This is a genomic window from Dinoroseobacter sp. S76 (genome assembly GCF_049801095.1).
Classification (GTDB): Bacteria; Pseudomonadota; Alphaproteobacteria; order Rhodobacterales; family Rhodobacteraceae; genus Dinoroseobacter.
This window is the reverse complement of the sequence record NZ_JBNAGH010000007.1, coordinates 110927-126411: the sequence shown is the minus strand read 5'-3', so window position 1 is coordinate 126411 and position 15485 is coordinate 110927. Positions and strand designations below refer to the sequence as shown.

Below are 15485 nucleotides of genomic sequence, written 5' to 3'. Positions count from 1 at the left end.
CCTTTCTCTCGCCCGGTTATTCGGCAGGCGAAGCAGCGGGTGCGGACCCTGCAGCGTCGTCAGCTTTGCCGTAATGGGCGTTGAAGTCGTCTTCGATGGTGGCTGGCTGCGCCGTGGGCTTCTCGATCACACCGAGGAGCGGCAGCAGCACGAGGAAGTAAGCGAACCAGTAGACCGACGCGATCAGAGCGATGTAGGGATAGATCCCCTCGGCAGGCATGGCGCCCACCCACATCAGCACGAAGAAGTCGACCACCAGCAGCGCGAACCACCACTTGAACATCGGGCGATACTTGCCGGAGCGGACCGACGAGGTGTCGAGCCACGGAGCCAGCGCCATCACGGCGATCGCGCCGAACATGGCCAGAACCCCGAAGAACTTCGCATCCACGATACCGCCGGTGATCCAGTCCACGGCGATCACGAGCCACACTTCGGTGTCGAAGGCGCGCAGGATCGCGTAGAAGGGCAGGAAGTACCATTCCGGAACGATATGCGCAGGTGTCGCCAGCGGGTTCGCCTCGATATAGTTGTCCGGGTGGCCCAGGTAGTTCGGCATGAAGCCCACGATCGCGAAGAACACGACCATGATCAGCGCCAGGGCGAAGAGGTCTTTCATCACGAAATAGGGCCAGAAGGGCAGCGTGTCGCGCTCGGCTTCTTCCTTCGAGGTGCGGCGCACTTCAACACCGGTCGGGTTGTTGTTCCCGGTGGTGTGGAAGGCCCAGATATGCACGATCACGAGACCGGCAATCACGAAGGGCAGCAGATAGTGCAGCGAGAAGAAGCGGTTCAGCGTGGAGTTGTCCACGGCCGGCCCGCCCAGCAGCCAGGTCTGCAGCGCGTCGCCCACGAAGGGGATGGCGCCGAAGAGGCCGGTGATCACGGTCGCACCCCAGAAGGACATCTGACCCCAGGGCAGAACGTAGCCCATGAAGGCCGTGCCCATCATCATCAGGTAAATCAGCATCCCGATGATCCAGGTGATCTCGCGCGGCGCCTTGTAGGAGCCGTAGTAGAGACCGCGGAAGATGTGCAGATAGACCGCCACGAAGAAGAGCGACGCGCCATTGGCGTGCAGGTAGCGGAGCATATAGCCGCCATTCACGTTGCGCATGATGTGCTCAACGGAGGCGAAGGCCAGATCCACATGGGGGGTGTAGTGCATCGCAAGGATGATGCCGGTGACGATCTGCAGAACGAGGCAGAAGGTCAGCACGATGCCCCAAATCCACATCCAGTTCAGGTTCTTGGGTGTGGGGATCATGATGGTGTCGTAGATGAGCCCGATCACCGGGAGACGGGAGTGAACCCACTTCTCACCGCCGGTCTTCGGCTCGTAATGGTCGTGCGGGATGCCAGACATGCGTGTTCTCTCCCTTAACCCAGTTTGATGGTGTCAGCGTCGACGAATTCGGCAACCGGAACCGGCAGGTTCTCGGGCGCCGGACCGCGGCGGATACGACCGGAGGTGTCATAGTGCGAGCCGTGGCAGGGGCAGAACCAGCCGCCGAAATCGCCTGCATCGCCGAGCGGAACGCAGCCCAGATGGGTGCAAACGCCCATCTGCACGAGCCATTCGCCGGTGTTTTCGCCGTCGAAGGTCGTCAGCGACCGGTTTTCATCCGTGGCCGGAGCCGCGCCAATATTGTTGTTGCGGGCATCGCCATCGGGCAGCTCGCTCAGATCGACAGCGCGGGCTTCGGCGATCTCTTCTTCCGTGCGGCGACGGATGAAGACGGGCTTGCCGAGCCATTTGACAGTGATCTGCGTACCGGGCGCCACGCTATCGACCGCAACGCGGATCGAGCTGAGGGCCTGCACGTCGGCAGACGGGTTCATTTGGTTCACAAGCGGCCAAACAGCGGCACCCGTGGTGACGACACCTGCGCCGGCCGTGGCATAGTACAGAAAGTCACGGCGTGTGCCGGTCTGATCCTCTGCGTGGGACACGTGGGTTCTCCTTACTCCGGGCGCAAATAGGCGCCAGCGATGACGCGGTACCTGCAAGGCAGGCCCAGCTCCATTGGGGTTATAGGGGGGTTGCTCGGACCGTCGAGGGGACATAGGAGCGCAGTTTTGTCGCAGTCTGCGAACTTCTTAACGCTCACGGGAGAATGGGGGCGCTAACGGGCGCTATGCCGCAGCGCGGCATCCCCGTTGACCCTTGGGAACCCCGCATTTTCGCGCCCCAAGGACCCGTTTGGCGCGACTCAGTCCGACGGGGCCGTGGCCAGCATTGCCTCTGTCTGCAGAAAGCTCTCGGCCCAGGCCGCAAGCTCGGGCCGTGTCGCCCGCCAGTCCCGCGCCCCGTGCCGGAAATCGAGATAGCCCAGCGCACAGCCGATCGCGATGTGGCTCATGTCCTTGGGGCCGGTCAGATGGCTCATCCAGCGCCCCTCGATCACATCCAGCGCCCGCTCGATCTTGGTCCATTGCCCCTCGACCCAGCCATCGAACTGTTTCTCCTCGGGGCGGAAGCGGGCCTCATAGACCATGAGCACCCCGGCCTCCATCATGGCATCCGCCGTCGCCTCAAGGGTCAGCACTTCCCACAGGCGTGCCTCGGGATAGGCGTCGAGGCTGAAATGCGCGTCGAGATAGCGGCAGATCACCCGACTGTCATAGACCGCCGGCCCATCCGTGCGCAGCAGGACCGGGATCTTGCCCAATGGGTTCGCCGCCGTCAGGGCCGCATCGGCCTGCCCCACCGCCGCAGCGGTCACGGGGGTGAAGGTCACCTTGTCGTCATAGTCGGTCTCGGCCAAGAGGGTCCGCACCTTGCGCACAAAGGGCGAAGCGGTCGCGCCAAGCAGCTCCATCCTCAGACCCGCCGCAACCGGACACGGCCCAGAAGGCTCATGTCGAGCTCGACCCCGGCCCCATTCGGCATCCGCACGGAGCGGCGATAGCGCCCGGCCCCGTTGACCTGACGCCCATCCGGTGATCGGGTGAACTCCATCCCGTCGGAGACATCATCCATCAGATCCTCGGCAGTCTGGTTGACGGCACGGGGCTTGGCGCGGGCATAGGCCACGGTGGCCAGAGCAGCCGCCGCAAGCGGTCCGTATTTCAGGACAGCACTGGCAATCGGGACAACGGGAATGGGCATGGCGACCTCCTTGTTGTCTTAAAGGTAGGGGCTCCTCCCCGGTCCTGCAAAGCTTAAACCGCACATCCGGGTGCTTTGGGGCTCACTCCGCCCCAGCTTGGGCGGCGCGATAGGCCGCCAGCAGCGCGTCGAGCGGCACCCCGTCAATGGTCGCCCCGGCAAGATTGCAATCGCGATCTCGAGCCCGGAGAGGTTCGCATTCCGGATCCGAGCGCCCGACAGGTTCACATCATTGATCTGCCAGCCGGTCATGTTGCTGTCGTTGAAGGCCGCCCCCGAGAACTCGATCTGATTGAAGCGACACCCCGAGAGGTTGGCGTTGTTGAACCGCGATCCTGTCAGGTTCGCATCATCAACGCTCAGGGTTTCGGTGACGTGATGCAGATCCATGATCCTCTCCTCCGGGATATGTGCAAAAAAGAAGGGGCCGCGCAAACGGCCCCTCCCCTCGTCTGTGCGTCTTTAGATAAAGGCAATGTCATCCGCATCGGTGATGCCCACCACGCGGATCAGGTCCACCGTGTCGGTCTCGAGCCGGATGGTCGTGCCGCGCGGCCCTTCGACGATCTCGCGGATCTCGAGCCCGCCCAGATCGATCACATCCTCCCCGACGGTATAGTCGGTGATCCGCAGGCGGTTGCTGAGCCCCTCTTCATCGGTGAAGACGAAGATGTCATCGCCGCCATTGCCGGTGACAAAGTCGATGAAGCCGCCCTTGCCGTCGATCCGGTCATCCTCGTCCGTGCCCCGCAGCACGTTGATGCGGACATTGCCGACGATCTCGTTGATCCGGTCATTGTCCAGATCGAGCCCGATGATCACAGGATCATGGTCCGAGTTGCGCGCCGGGTTGGACCCGTCGAACAGGTCCTGATCCTCGGGCCGCAGGATCGGCGTGCTGAAGGTGGATTCCTCGTTGTAGTCATAGACCACGAACTCGTCGGAGTTGATGTTCCACTCCGTGGCCCCGGTGACCTGCGCCGTGAGGCTCTCGGAGCCCATGGCGTAGTCGAGCGTGCCGACCGCCCCGCTGAAGCGGTAGCCATAGGTGTCCTCTCCCGCGAGTTCCGCCACGAGATTGGTGTAGCCCGCCTCCTCGAGGATCACGATCGGCTCTTCCTTGGCGTAGGAGTTGAGATCCCCGAGGATCACCACATCCGGATCGTCCGAGCCTGTCGGGTTGGTCTCAAGCCAGGCTGCCAGTTCGGCCGCGGCCGCCGCGCGGGTGGCGTTGTTGTTGCCCGCGCCATCCCCCTGATCCGCGTCCTCGGCCGCGCCGGTCAGCGAACCCTTGGATTTGAAGTGGTTGACCACGGCGGTGAACTCGCCGCCGCTCTCGATCTCGACAAAGGTCTGGGCCACGGCGGCGCGGTTGAAACTGTCGCCATTGGGGGTCTCGTCGCCATTGCTGTCATCGCCGTCATCCAGCGGATCGAGGAAGGCCTGGGTGTCGAGGATCGCCGCGTCGCCCACCAGCTCCACCGTCTGGGTGTTGTAGATGAAGCCCACGGCGATCGCGTCCGTCCCAACGAACTCCTGCCCCGGATCGACGACGGCATAGACGTCCTCACCCAGCGCGGCATTGATCCGGTTCACCAGATCCTGGATCGCGGTGACATCGGTCGGGTCCGTCGGGTTGCTGAGGAAGTCGTTTTCCAGCTCGATCAGGCCGTAGACATCCGCGTCCATCTCGAGGAAGGCGGTGACGAGCTTTTCGGCCTGCCGCTCCAGCTCCTCGGGGCTGTCGGCCCCGCGCGGGTTGTTGCCATTGTCGGTCTGACCTTCGAGCGTGGTGAAATAGTTCAGCACGTTGAAGCTCACGACCTTGAGGCTGCCGCCCACATCCTCGGGGCCTTCCGGGCGCGGATTGCTGTCCTCGATGGCCTCGAACTCGCCCGATTGCGGCACGCGCAGCTTGTACTCGCCAAAGCCGAAATCCATGACACCGACCAGCGGCTCAAGCTCCTGCCCATGGCGCGGGCCATCCTCGACACCGCCCAGCAGATCGCCATCGGGCTCAAAGAGCGGATCGAAATCGCTGCGCCGCCCGTCCGTGCCATCATCGATCTGGATCGTGTTGTCGGCGATGAAGTCCTGATAGGCCGCGTTGCCGTCCACATCCGGGTCATTGAGCTGGCTGTATTGATAGATGATCCCCTCGGAGGAGACGGTGATCTCGCCAAACTGCTCGTAATCAAAGCTCTCGGTGATGGTCAGCGTGTCGGTGATCTCGACCAGCATCGACTCAAACGCCTCGCGCTCATCAAGCCCGGGCAGTTCGGTCTGCACCGCGAGGTCAGAGACATCCGGGAAGGCGCCCGCCTCCTCAATGCGGATCTGGCTGGCGACGAGAACCGTGCGGCCGAAATCCTCCTGCACGACGCCGACCACGCGGATGATATCGCCCTCGGACACATCGAGCCCGTCCACGATCCCGCTATCATCCACGAAAATGCCTTCGGACGTACTGGTATCCGCATCGAAATCCTCGAGCTCTTCCATGGCGAAGAAACCGCCGAGATCGCGGAACGTGTCCGCATCTCCGTCCTGATAGTCGCCGGTCACCACAACCTCGATCACCACTTCCGTGCCCGCAAGCGGGCTGGCATCGCCACTGCCCTGGATCGTGGACAGCAAGGTCGGGTCGTCATCCAGCGTGACATCCCCGCCCCCCGTGGAGCCTCCACCCCCGGCAGTGGGCGTGTTGGGCGGCGAGTCGTTGAAGAAGTTCAGGAAGTCCCAATCCTCGACCGTGTCCGTGTCGACCCCGTCTTCGACACGGCCCACGCCTGCGGGCAGGAAGTCCCCATCCGGGCCAAGGGTCGGCGCGTCAAAGAAGGTTGCATCGCCCTCACCGCCATCGGAAACCCCGACCGCATCCACAACGACCTCGTTGCCGGTAACCGTGTCCCCCTCGATCGAGGCGGTTTCCACGAGGGCCACCGTGTAGGTCGAATTCTCAAAGAAATCCGCGGGCAGTTCGAGATCCGGGGTCACAGCATAGGTCCCCGCGGCCGTCGCATTGGCCACGAGGAAGAAACCGTTCTCACCAATCGTGTCGCCGGGGCCGAAATCGAACTGGCCGTCGATGGTGCCCTGGGTTGCTTCCACATCCCCTTCGATCACGATGATCGACAGCCCGTCCAGCGACGCGCCGGGCGTCCCAAAGAGCTCGACATATTCGCTATCCGCGCCGGTGGTGGAGCCGAGCACCTCATTGATCACCAGCGGCACTTCGACCGCCGTGCCCGGGGTCGGATCGTTCGGTGCGCCATTGTTGAAGTTCAGGATCTGCCAATCCTCGGCGGTGTCGGTATCGACCCCATCCTCGATCCGGCCCACACCTGCGGGCAGGAAGTTGCCATCGGGCCCCACAACCGGCGCATCAAAGAACACCGTATCGCCATCGCCACCATCACTGACACCGACCGTGTCGAGCACGGTCTCGGCTCCGGTCACGGCATCCCCGGTGATCGAGGCGGTCTCCACCAGTGCGATCGTATAGGTCGAGTTTTCCAGGAAGTCTGCCGGGAGCACCGCGTTCGGCGTCACGGAATAGGTCTGGGCGGCGGTCTCATTGGCGATCAGGAAGAACCCATTGCCGCCAATCGCATCCCCCGGCCCGAAATCAAACTGCGCATCGATATTGCCCTGCGGCGAGCCCGCATCCCCTTCGATGATGATGATCGACAACCCGTCCAGGGACGCACCGGGGGTGCCGACCAGCTCGATATACTCGCTATCCGGACCTGTGGTGGAGCCAAGCACCTCGTTGATCAGGATCGCCTCTTCGGCCACGTCGCCCTCGCCCAGGGTCGGGTCATTGGGCGCGCCATTGTTGAAATCGAGGAGCTGCCAATCGGTCGTCTCGCCGGTATTCACCCCGTCCTGCACGAGCCCCACACCCGCGGGTATGAAGGACCCATCAGGTCCGATCACTGGCGCACCAAAGAAGAAGGTGTCGCCATCGCCCCCGTCCGTCACTCCGACCGCGTCGATCACGACCTCTGCCCCAGTCACCTCGGTCCCGCTCAGGGAGGCGGTTTCGACCAGTGCCAGCGTGTAGGAGGAGTTCTCAAGAAAATTGGCGGGCAGTTCGAGGTTCGTACCCACCTCGTACACGGTCTGCGCCTGCACACTGGCCACAAGGAAGAAGCCGTTGCCGAGCACCGCATCGCCCGGACCAAAATCAAGCCGCTTGTCGATAGTGCCGATGGGCGAGCCGCTATCCCCTTCAACCACGATCAGCGACAGCCCGTCGAGAGAGGCGCCCGGCGTCCCGATCAGCTCGATATACTCCGCATCGGTGCTCGTGGTGTTGCCCACCACCTCGTTGATCAGAAGGCTCCCCGCCAGCGCCGCCTGCAGCGTGTCATCCTGGGTAAAATCGCGTGCCATGGTCTCAATATCCCTGTTGTCCGTTATCGCCGCGCCCAGCCAAAGCATGACTGTCGCGAGACAAGCTGCGAGAGCTTGCCCGATCACGAAACAGTCCTGACGCGTTGAACTAACAACAGCATGACAGGACACAAAGGCCTAGGGGTTTGTTAACCATTTTTTAACTGACCCTACGGCACGGCCGCCTGCTTGACACTCGGGGCCGGGCTGGCGCAACTGATCGGTGGATATCTCCGCCTGTTTTGCAGGCCCGCCGGACGAAAAGCGGGCGGAAATACGGCAGGTTGGAGGATCGGCGCAGGACCACGGGAGGATCGGCAGGCCATGGCGGCGGAAAACAGCAGCGACGACTATCTGATCGCGCCGGATCCCGGGCAGGCGCGCCTGACGCGGGCGGTGACCGGGGTCGACCAGACCGGGGCCGCCGCCGAAATCGCCGTGGTCGAGGAGCGCCCCCTGACGATCTTCCTCAACAGCCGCGAGATCGTGACCGCCATGACCATCGGGGATTACCCGGAATATCTGGCCATGGGATTTCTCAGCAATCAGGGGATGCTGTCGGAGGCCGACGTGATCACCGGGGTCGAGTATGACGAGGATCTCGACGTGGTGGTTGTGCGGACAGAGACCGAGACCGATTACGAGGACAAGCTCGCCAAGAAGACCCGAACCTCGGGCTGCGCCGTGGGCACGGTCTTTGGCGACATCATGGAGGGGCTCGAGGGGCTGACCCTGCCCGCAACGCAGGTCCGGACCTCCTGGCTCTATGATCTGGCAGCGCGGATCAACACGACGCCGAGCCTTTACCTGAGTGCGGGCGCGATCCATGGCACGGTGCTCTGCCAAGGCAATCGCCCGCTCGTCTATATGGAAGATGTGGGCCGTCATAATGCGGTGGATAAGGTCGCGGGCTGGATGCGGGCCGAGGGCGTCTCGGGCGCGGACAAGATCCTCTACACGACCGGTCGCCTGACCTCCGAGATGGTGATCAAAACCGCGCTCATGGGCATCCCGGTGCTGGCTTCCCGATCGGGCTTCACCGCCTGGGGCGTTGAAATCGCCCAGGAAGTCGGGCTGACCGTGATCGGGCGGATGCGCGGCAAGCGCTTCATGTGTCTGGCCGGGGAAGACCGCCTGATCTGGGACGCCGATCTGGCCAGCGTCGCTGAGGAAGACCCCAAGACCCGCCGCAAGAGTGCCCGCGCATGAGCACGCCGCGCTATCCGGCGGTGATCCTCGCGGGTGGGTTGGCCACGCGCATGGGCGGTGGCGACAAGAGCCTGCGCGATCTGGGCGGGCAACCGATCCTCGCCCATGTGATCCAGCGTCTGATCCCGCAGGCCGGGTCCATCGCGCTCAACGCAAATGGCGACGCGGCGCGCTTCGCGGATCTCGGGCTGCCGGTGATTGCCGACAGTATCGAGGGGTTTGCCGGTCCGCTCGCCGGGGTGCTCGCCGGGCTTGATTGGGCCGCAAGCGAGGGCGCGGAGGCGCTGGTAAGCGTGGCCGCCGATACGCCGTTCTTTCCGGAGGATCTGGTCGCCCGGCTCGATGCGGCGCGGGCGGAGACCGGGCATCCCATCGCCATGGCCGCTTCGCCCGATGGTGGACGCAAGAGCGGTCTGGGCCGGCATCCGACCTTTGGCCTCTGGCCCGTGGCCTTGCGCGATGACCTGCGCGCGGCCCTGACGGACGGGCTGCGCAAGGTCGTGCTCTGGACGGACCGGCATGGCACGGCGACGGCGCTGTTCGACACGCCCGGGCCCGACCCGTTCTTCAATGTGAACACGCCCGAAGACCTCAAGATCGCGCGCGCGCGCCTAGGCGGAGCGCTCTCATGAAGCTCTTTGGCGTCGTTGGTTGGAAGAACTCCGGCAAGACCGGGCTGATGGAGCGTCTGGTCGCCGAGATCACCGGGCGCGGGTTCCGCGTCTCGACCCTGAAACACGCCCATCATGCGGTGGATGTGGACCAGCCCGGCAAGGACAGCCACCGGCATCGGCTGGCGGGCGCGGTCGAGGTGGTGCTCGCCTCGCGCAAACGCTGGGCGATGATGCATGAGCTGCGCGAGACGGCCGAGCCGGAGCTCGAAGCGCTGCTGCCCAAGCTCGAACCCGTCGATCTGGTGCTGGTGGAGGGGTATAAACGCTCCCGCCATCCCAAGCTGGAGGCCCACCGGGTCGAGACCGGCAAGGACCTGATCGCGCGCGGGGATGATACGGTTCGCGCCGTGGCCTCGAACGGAGCGCCCGAGGGCCTGCAGGTCCCGGTGCTGGATCTGGATGACACGGGCGGGATCGCCGATTTCATCCTCGCCGAGAGTGGCCTGACCGCTGCAACAGCGCCGGACCAGCCCCCATCGCAGCTGCGCAATGACTGCTTTGCCTTGCCGCCCGGTGTCGACTGGACCCCTGTGGCCGAGGCGCTGGAGCTTTTGCGCGCGGGGCTGGATCCGGTCGCCCCGGTTGAGACCTGCGCGAGTGAGGCAGCCCTGGGTCGGATCCTTGCAACGGCGGCGATTGCGACACGGGACAATCCGCCCGCGCCGAATGCCGCGGTGGACGGCTACGGCTTTGCCCATGGCGCGCTCGGGCCCGGCGATGTGACCCTGCCTCTAGCCGAGGGGCGCGCGGCGGCAGGCGTGCCCTTCGACGGGGCCGTCCCCCATGGCAGCGCCCTTCGGATCCTGACCGGAGCGAGCCTGCCTGCCGGGGTGGATACGGTCGTTCTGGAAGAAGATGTCACCCTGACCGAGGGTGCGATCCGCTTTGCCCCCGGGCTGAAGCTGGGGTCGAACACGCGCAAAGCGGGCGAAGACATGCGGCGCGGCCATCCGGTCCTGCCCGAGGGCCACCGCTTGCGCGCGCCCGATCTCGCGCTGCTCGCCTCCGTCGGGATTGCCGAGGTTGCGGTGCACCGGCGCTTGCGGGTGGGCGTGCTGTCCACCGGGGATGAACTGGTGCGCCCGGGCGAGACCGAAGATCCGCACCGGATCTATGACGCGAACCGGCCCATGTTGCTGGGCCTCGCCGAGGGCTGGGCCTATGAGCCGGTAGATCTGGGCCGAGCGCCCGATGATCGCGACGCCCTGCGCGAGATCCTGAACAGCGCCGCAGCGCGCTGCGACGTCATCCTGACCTCGGGTGGGGCATCGGCGGGGGATGAGGACCATATGTCCGCGATCCTGCGCAGCGAGGGCACCATGACCTCTTGGCGGATCGCCCTGAAGCCGGGCCGCCCGCTGGCGCTGGCCCTCTGGCAAGGGGTGCCGGTCTTTGGCCTGCCGGGCAATCCGGTCGCGGCCCTGGTCTGCGCGCTGATCTTTGCCCGCCCGGCTCTGTCACGACTGGCCGGAGGGGCGTGGCTGGAGCCTCTGGGCCTAGATCTGCCCGCCGCCTTTTCCAAGCGCAAGAAGCCCGGGCGCAACGAATACCTGCGCGCGCGTCTTGATGCGGAAGGACGGGTGGAAACCTTTGCCTCCGAAGGCTCGGGCCGTGTTTCGGGTCTGTCCTGGGCCGAAGGGCTCGTCGCACTCGGCCCCGAGGCGCAAGAGATCACACCGGGCACGCCCGTGCGCTTTCTGCCCTATGCGAGCCTGCTCAGCCCGAGTTAGCGGACCCGGGCGAGCTGCACCGCGAGGATCCCGGCGGTGACGATCGCAACGCCCAGCACATCGCGCCCGCCCAGCGCTTCGCCCAGCAAGAGCGCCGCGATGGCCACCCCGAAGACCGGGTTGAGGAAATGGAAGGTCGCCGCGCGCACGGCCCCGATCCGCTCCACCAGCAGGAACCAGACCCAGGTCGCGGCCAGTCCCGGCACCAGCGTGGTATAGGCAAAAGCCGCGATAAGCTGCCAGCTCCAGGTCACGCTGAGCGTCTCGGTCGGCAGGCCGATCACCGCAAGGGCTGCGGCCCCGACCAGCATCTGCAACCCGATCACCATCAGAAGGTTCCCGCCCGAAGACGCGGTGCGCAAGGCCATGGTGGCAAAGGCCAGCGCCAGCACCCCGATCCCGCAATAGAGCACCCCAAGAAGGTCCACCCCCGCCTGCAGCCGCGCGCCCATGATCATGGCCACCCCGGCGATCCCGGCAAAAAGACCGACAATCGCCAAGGGACGCAGTTTCTCGCGCAGGACGATCCAACCGCCCAGCGCCACAACGAGCGGCATGGTGGAGGCGATGATCGCCGCAAGTGAGGCCTGCACCGTCTGCATCGCCACGAAATTCAGCCCGAGATAAAGCGCGTTCTGGCAGATCCCGAAGAGCATGGTCGCCCGCCATTGGGCCCGGGTCAGCCGCCATGTCTGGCCCAAGGCCAATGCGATCCCAATGGCCAAGAGCCCTGAGATCAGAAACCGCAGGGAGAGGGTCGTCAGCGGTGGTGCCGCCGAGACGATGATCCGCGCCGACGTGAAGGCGCTCGACCACATGAGGGCAAACGCCATTCCCATGCCCAATGCGCGCCAATCCATCTGCATCCTGCGTCCTTCCCGGCGCTTATCCCGCCGACAAAAAAGGGTCGCCACCGGGCGACCCTCATGTCCTTGCTCGAGCGGTCCCGGCGATCAGCCGTTCACGCTGTCCTTCAGCGCCTTGGCGATGGTCACTTTCACCACCTTGTCGGCGTCTTTCTTGATCTGCTCGCCCGTTGCCGGGTTACGCACCATCCGCTCGGGACGTTCGCGGCAGTAGACTTTGCCAATGCCGGGCAGGGTCACGGCACCACCACCGGTCACTTCGCGTGTGACGATGTTGGTCAGCGTGTCAAGCGCCGCGGAGGCCGTCTTCTTGTCGAGCTCTGCGCCTTCTGCGAGGGCTGCCACGAGTTGGGTCTTGGTGAGCGGCTTTTGGGCCATAGGTTTCTCCCTGTTCCTGTACGCCCCTTTTTCAGGGGCTCACCGGCAAGGTAAACAGGGGTTTGTTGCAAACGACAAGACTTCTCGGACGTTTTTCCTATAAAAAAAAGGGGTCTACCCGGTTCAGAGGAAGGCGGTCTCCTCAAAACTACGCAGTTTTCGGGAGTGGATCCGTTCCAAAGGCATGTCTCGCAGGGTTTCCATGGCGCGAATGCCGATCAAAAGGTGCCGCGCGACCTGGGTCGTATAGAATTCCGTGGCCATGCCTGGCAGCTTCAATTCCCCATGGAGCGGCTTGTCCGAGACACAGAGAAGCGTGCCATAGGGTACCCGGAAGCGGAACCCGTTGGCCGCGATCGTCGCACTTTCCATATCGAGCGCGACGGCCCGCGACTGGCTCAGACGCTGGACCGGGCCGGACTGATCGCGCAGTTCCCAGTTGCGATTATCGATGGTGGCCACCGTGCCCGTCCGCATCACCCGCTTGAGGTCATAGCCCGACAGCTGCGTGACCTCGCCTACGGCCTCCTCAAGGGCGATCTGGATCTCGGCCAGGGCTGGGATCGGCACCCAGATCGGCAGATCATCGTCGAGCACATGGTCCTCGCGCAGATAGGCATGGGCCAGCACATAATCCCCGAGGCTCTGGGTGTTCCGCAGTCCCGCACAATGGCCAAGCATCAGCCAGGCGTGGGGGCGCAGCACGGCGATATGGTCCGTGGCCGTCTTCGCATTGGACGGGCCCACCCCGATGTTCACGAGCGTGATACCCCCCTGCCCTTCACGGGTCAGGTGATAGGTCGGCATTTGCGGTGCCTTGGCGGGCGGCGGCAGCTCGGCATCCGGATCGGTGATCTGGAGATTGCCCGGTGCGACAAAGCTCGTATAACCGCTCTCTGGATCCGCCAGCGCTTCGCGCGCGAACTGGATGAACTCGTCCACATAGAACTGGTAGTTCGTGAAAAGGACGTGGTTCTGGAAATGCTCCGCCGCGGTGGCGGTGTAGTGCTGGAGCCGCGCGAGGGAGTAGTCGATCCGCTGGGCGGTGAAGGGGGCGAGCGGGGCAGCGCCATCCTCATGGACAAAGCCGAACCCGTTGACGATCTCGTCATGGGTGGTCGACAGATCCGGCACATCGAAGACATCGCGCAGGGTGAAGGCCAGCACGCCCTCCTGTGGGACGGCGGCGACCGGACCGTTGGTCATGGCGAAATGGAGCGGAATCGGGGTGTCCGAGGGGCCGATCTCGACTGGCACTCCATGGTTCTTGATCACCAGCCCGATCTGCTGGATCAGGTAATTCTCAAAAAGGTCCGGGCGGGTCACCGTGGTCGCATAGGTGCCGGGCTCGGCCACATGGCCAAAGGAGAGACGGCTGTCCACTTGGTCGAAGGAAGAGACGCGCACCCGGATCTCCGGGTAGTAGGCCCGGTAGCGCGCTGCGGGCATGGGACCCTTCACCGCATCGGCAAAGCTGGTCTGCAGAAACCCGATCGCCTCATCATAGAGCCGGCGCAGCTCGGCCACCGCGGCTTGTGCATCCTCGAAGCTGCGGCTGTCCGAAAGGGGTGGGGTCTTGAGCGGATGGGTCACGGCGCCGAGGGTCTCCGATGGGTCAGAAGCTGCAGCGACCATGGGCGCGACCCGGCGCCGCCGCAAGACAGAAGTTGCGGTGAGCAGGTTTTTATGTCAGCATACCTGACATATTAGGAGGAGAGACAGATGGACTTCGAAACCGCATCCGCCGACGCCTTTGGCAAACACCTGTCCGGGCTGGGGGTGAACCTGCTTGTCCGGGATGTCGCGAAAAGCGTCGCGTTTCTCACCGAGGTGTTCGGGATGCAGGTGTTTCAACCGACCGCGGATTTTGCGATCCTGACTTACCAAGACAGCGTGTTTCAGATCCATGCGGATGGGACCTACCATTCCCACCCCCTGCCAAGCCTGCTGCCGGAGGCCGGGGCGCGCGGGGGCGGGATTGAGCTGCGGCTTTATGGGTGCGATCCGGATGAAGCCGTCGCCCGGGCCGAGGCGCGGGGTGCGGTGATCCTGCAGGCGCCGATGGACAAGCCCCATGGGCTGCGCGAGGGCTATATCCTTGATGCAGACGGGTATGCCTGGGTGCCGAGCAACGCGCTGGACTAACGTCCGGTCTCTGGTCTTGCATCCTCTGGATGCCGCCGTCAACTTGCGCCCATGACACAGACACTCCTCTCCTTTGGCCATGGATATTCAGCCCGCGCTCTGGCCCGGCGGCTCTTGCCCGAAGGGTGGCGCGTGATTGGCACTACTCGGAGCGCGGAGAAGGCCGAGGCCTTGAGAGCCGAGGGGGTGGATCCCCGGATCTGGCCCGGCGCGGACCTCACGGCGGAGATTGCTGAGGCGAGCCATATTCTGATTTCTGCCGGGCCCACCGCCGAGGGCGATCAGGTTCTGGCGGCTTATAGTGAGGCGATTGCAAGGGCCGCGCCGGGTTTGAGCTGGGTCGGATATCTCTCGACAACCGGGGTCTATGGCGACCATCAGGGCGCCTGGGTCGATGAGACCACGCCGCTCACCCCTGCAACACGGCGAGGGCAGGCTCGGGTCGTGGCGGAAACCGCGTGGCGCGAGCTGGCGGAGCGCGCGGGGTTGCCGCTGCATATTTTTCGGCTGGCGGGGATCTATGGCCCCGGGCGCGGACCCTTCGCCAAGGTGCGCAACGGGACAGCGCGACGGATCATCAAGAAAGGGCAGGTCTTCAGCCGCACCCATGTGGAGGATATCGCCCAGATCCTCGCCGCCTCCATCGCGCGACCCAATCCGGGCGCGGCCTATAACGTCTGCGACGACGATCCGGCCCCGCCGGAGGATGTGATCGCCCATGCGGCGGAGCTTCTCGGGCTGCCTGTTCCGCCTGCGGTGGATTTCGAGACCGCGGAGATGACGCCTATGGCGCGGAGTTTCTACGCGGAATCAAAGAAGGTGCGGAATGACCGGATCAAGGAGGAGCTTGGGGTAGAGCTGCTCTATCCGAGCTACCGGGATGGGCTTGCGGCGTTGCTGGCCGAGGAGACCGCACGCGGCTGATCTGCGCGCCTCTGAGACATGTAACTCTGCGCGTGTCAGGGTTTGGGAG

14 protein-coding genes are annotated in these 15485 nt (G+C 64.5%); 5 read left to right on the top strand and 9 right to left on the bottom strand.

Annotation, left to right across the window (positions count from 1 at the left end; genetic code table 11):
- Positions 1–16: 16 nt before the first annotated feature.
- From petB to ACP153_RS17910, 6 genes are all read right to left on the bottom strand, one after another.
- Entirely contained in the window at positions 17–1366 is a 1350-nt protein-coding gene (petB, locus tag ACP153_RS17935) for a cytochrome b (RefSeq protein ID WP_424972391.1), read from the bottom strand.
- A gap of 14 nt (positions 1367–1380) precedes the next feature.
- Positions 1381–1953, bottom strand: coding sequence for a ubiquinol-cytochrome c reductase iron-sulfur subunit (gene petA / locus ACP153_RS17930; RefSeq protein WP_424972390.1), 573 nt, complete (start codon positions 1951–1953; stop codon positions 1381–1383).
- Between the two features lie 260 nt (positions 1954–2213).
- Positions 2214–2822, bottom strand: a complete 609-nt coding sequence (locus ACP153_RS17925) for a glutathione S-transferase family protein (RefSeq protein ID WP_424972389.1) — start codon at positions 2820–2822, stop codon at positions 2214–2216.
- Positions 2823–2824: 2 nt separating this feature from the next.
- Entirely contained in the window at positions 2825–3112 is a 288-nt protein-coding gene (locus tag ACP153_RS17920; RefSeq protein WP_424972388.1) for a hypothetical protein, read from the bottom strand.
- A gap of 18 nt (positions 3113–3130) precedes the next feature.
- Positions 3131–3502 carry a pentapeptide repeat-containing protein gene (locus ACP153_RS17915; RefSeq protein WP_424972387.1) on the bottom strand — a complete coding sequence of 124 codons (372 nt, stop codon included), beginning with the start codon at positions 3500–3502 and terminating at the stop codon, positions 3131–3133.
- 72 nt (positions 3503–3574) lie between these two features.
- The gene (locus ACP153_RS17910; protein ID WP_424972386.1) at positions 3575–7510 is read right to left on the bottom strand and encodes an ExeM/NucH family extracellular endonuclease; all 3936 of its coding nucleotides are present in this window, start codon (positions 7508–7510) and stop codon (positions 3575–3577) included.
- Positions 7511–7834: 324 nt separating this feature from the next.
- Here ACP153_RS17910 and ACP153_RS17905 point away from each other — a divergent pair, with 324 nt between their 5' ends.
- From ACP153_RS17905 to ACP153_RS17895, 3 genes are read left to right on the top strand one after another with little or no spacing between them, the layout of a single operon-like run.
- Positions 7835–8719, top strand: coding sequence for a formate dehydrogenase accessory sulfurtransferase FdhD (locus tag ACP153_RS17905; RefSeq protein WP_424972385.1), 885 nt, complete (start codon positions 7835–7837; stop codon positions 8717–8719).
- Entirely contained in the window at positions 8716–9351 is a 636-nt protein-coding gene (gene mobA, locus ACP153_RS17900; RefSeq protein WP_424972384.1) for a molybdenum cofactor guanylyltransferase MobA, read from the top strand. Before ACP153_RS17905 ends, mobA begins: the two co-directional genes overlap by 4 nt.
- Positions 9348–11123 (top strand): bifunctional molybdopterin-guanine dinucleotide biosynthesis adaptor protein MobB/molybdopterin molybdotransferase MoeA, encoded by a 1776-nt coding sequence (locus tag ACP153_RS17895; RefSeq protein WP_424972383.1) that lies wholly within the window; start codon positions 9348–9350, stop codon positions 11121–11123. Before mobA ends, ACP153_RS17895 begins: the two co-directional genes overlap by 4 nt.
- On the opposite strand, the gene ACP153_RS17890 is transcribed toward ACP153_RS17895, so the two are convergent.
- The 3 genes from ACP153_RS17890 to ACP153_RS17880 all read right to left on the bottom strand — a co-directional run bounded on the left by ACP153_RS17890 (position 11120) and on the right by ACP153_RS17880 (position 14002).
- On the bottom strand, positions 11120–11983 hold the full coding sequence (locus ACP153_RS17890; RefSeq protein ID WP_424972451.1) for a DMT family transporter: 864 nt from the start codon (positions 11981–11983) through the stop codon (positions 11120–11122). The two genes, ACP153_RS17895 and ACP153_RS17890, sit on opposite strands and share 4 nt — an antisense overlap.
- 93 nt (positions 11984–12076) lie before the next feature.
- Positions 12077–12367 carry an HU family DNA-binding protein gene (locus tag ACP153_RS17885; protein WP_424966395.1) on the bottom strand — a complete coding sequence of 97 codons (291 nt, stop codon included), beginning with the start codon at positions 12365–12367 and terminating at the stop codon, positions 12077–12079.
- Positions 12368–12490: 123 nt separating this feature from the next.
- Entirely contained in the window at positions 12491–14002 is a 1512-nt protein-coding gene (locus tag ACP153_RS17880) for an AMP nucleosidase (RefSeq protein ID WP_424972382.1), read from the bottom strand.
- A gap of 87 nt (positions 14003–14089) precedes the next feature.
- Here ACP153_RS17880 and ACP153_RS17875 point away from each other — a divergent pair, with 87 nt between their 5' ends.
- Together ACP153_RS17875 and ACP153_RS17870 are read left to right on the top strand one after the other, a co-directional pair.
- A complete protein-coding gene (locus ACP153_RS17875; RefSeq protein ID WP_424972381.1) occupies positions 14090–14512 on the top strand; it encodes a VOC family protein in 423 nt (140 codons plus the stop codon).
- 51 nt (positions 14513–14563) lie between these two features.
- Complete coding sequence (locus tag ACP153_RS17870) at positions 14564–15436, top strand: SDR family oxidoreductase (protein WP_424972380.1); 873 nt, start codon at positions 14564–14566, stop codon at positions 15434–15436.
- Positions 15437–15485: the final 49 nt, after the last annotated feature.

What these genes read in the sequence shown, in the direction of transcription:
- petB (WP_424972391.1), bottom strand. Translation starts at nt 1,366, where the DNA reads ATGTCTGGCATCCCGCACGACCATTACGAGCCGAAGACCGGCGGTGAG.
- ACP153_RS17925 (WP_424972389.1), bottom strand. Translation starts at nt 2,822, where the DNA reads ATGGAGCTGCTTGGCGCGACCGCTTCGCCCTTTGTGCGCAAGGTGCGG.
- ACP153_RS17920 (WP_424972388.1), bottom strand. Translation starts at nt 3,112, where the DNA reads ATGCCCATTCCCGTTGTCCCGATTGCCAGTGCTGTCCTGAAATACGGA.
- ACP153_RS17915 (WP_424972387.1), bottom strand. Translation starts at nt 3,502, where the DNA reads ATGGATCTGCATCACGTCACCGAAACCCTGAGCGTTGATGATGCGAAC.
- ACP153_RS17910 (WP_424972386.1), bottom strand. Translation starts at nt 7,510, where the DNA reads ATGGCACGCGATTTTACCCAGGATGACACGCTGCAGGCGGCGCTGGCG.
- ACP153_RS17905 (WP_424972385.1), top strand. Translation starts at nt 7,835, where the DNA reads ATGGCGGCGGAAAACAGCAGCGACGACTATCTGATCGCGCCGGATCCC.
- mobA (WP_424972384.1), top strand. Translation starts at nt 8,716, where the DNA reads ATGAGCACGCCGCGCTATCCGGCGGTGATCCTCGCGGGTGGGTTGGCC.
- ACP153_RS17895 (WP_424972383.1), top strand. Translation starts at nt 9,348, where the DNA reads ATGAAGCTCTTTGGCGTCGTTGGTTGGAAGAACTCCGGCAAGACCGGG.
- ACP153_RS17890 (WP_424972451.1), bottom strand. Translation starts at nt 11,983, where the DNA reads ATGGATTGGCGCGCATTGGGCATGGGAATGGCGTTTGCCCTCATGTGG.
- ACP153_RS17885 (WP_424966395.1), bottom strand. Translation starts at nt 12,367, where the DNA reads ATGGCCCAAAAGCCGCTCACCAAGACCCAACTCGTGGCAGCCCTCGCA.
- ACP153_RS17880 (WP_424972382.1), bottom strand. Translation starts at nt 14,002, where the DNA reads ATGGTCGCTGCAGCTTCTGACCCATCGGAGACCCTCGGCGCCGTGACC.
- ACP153_RS17875 (WP_424972381.1), top strand. Translation starts at nt 14,090, where the DNA reads ATGGACTTCGAAACCGCATCCGCCGACGCCTTTGGCAAACACCTGTCC.
- ACP153_RS17870 (WP_424972380.1), top strand. Translation starts at nt 14,564, where the DNA reads ATGACACAGACACTCCTCTCCTTTGGCCATGGATATTCAGCCCGCGCT.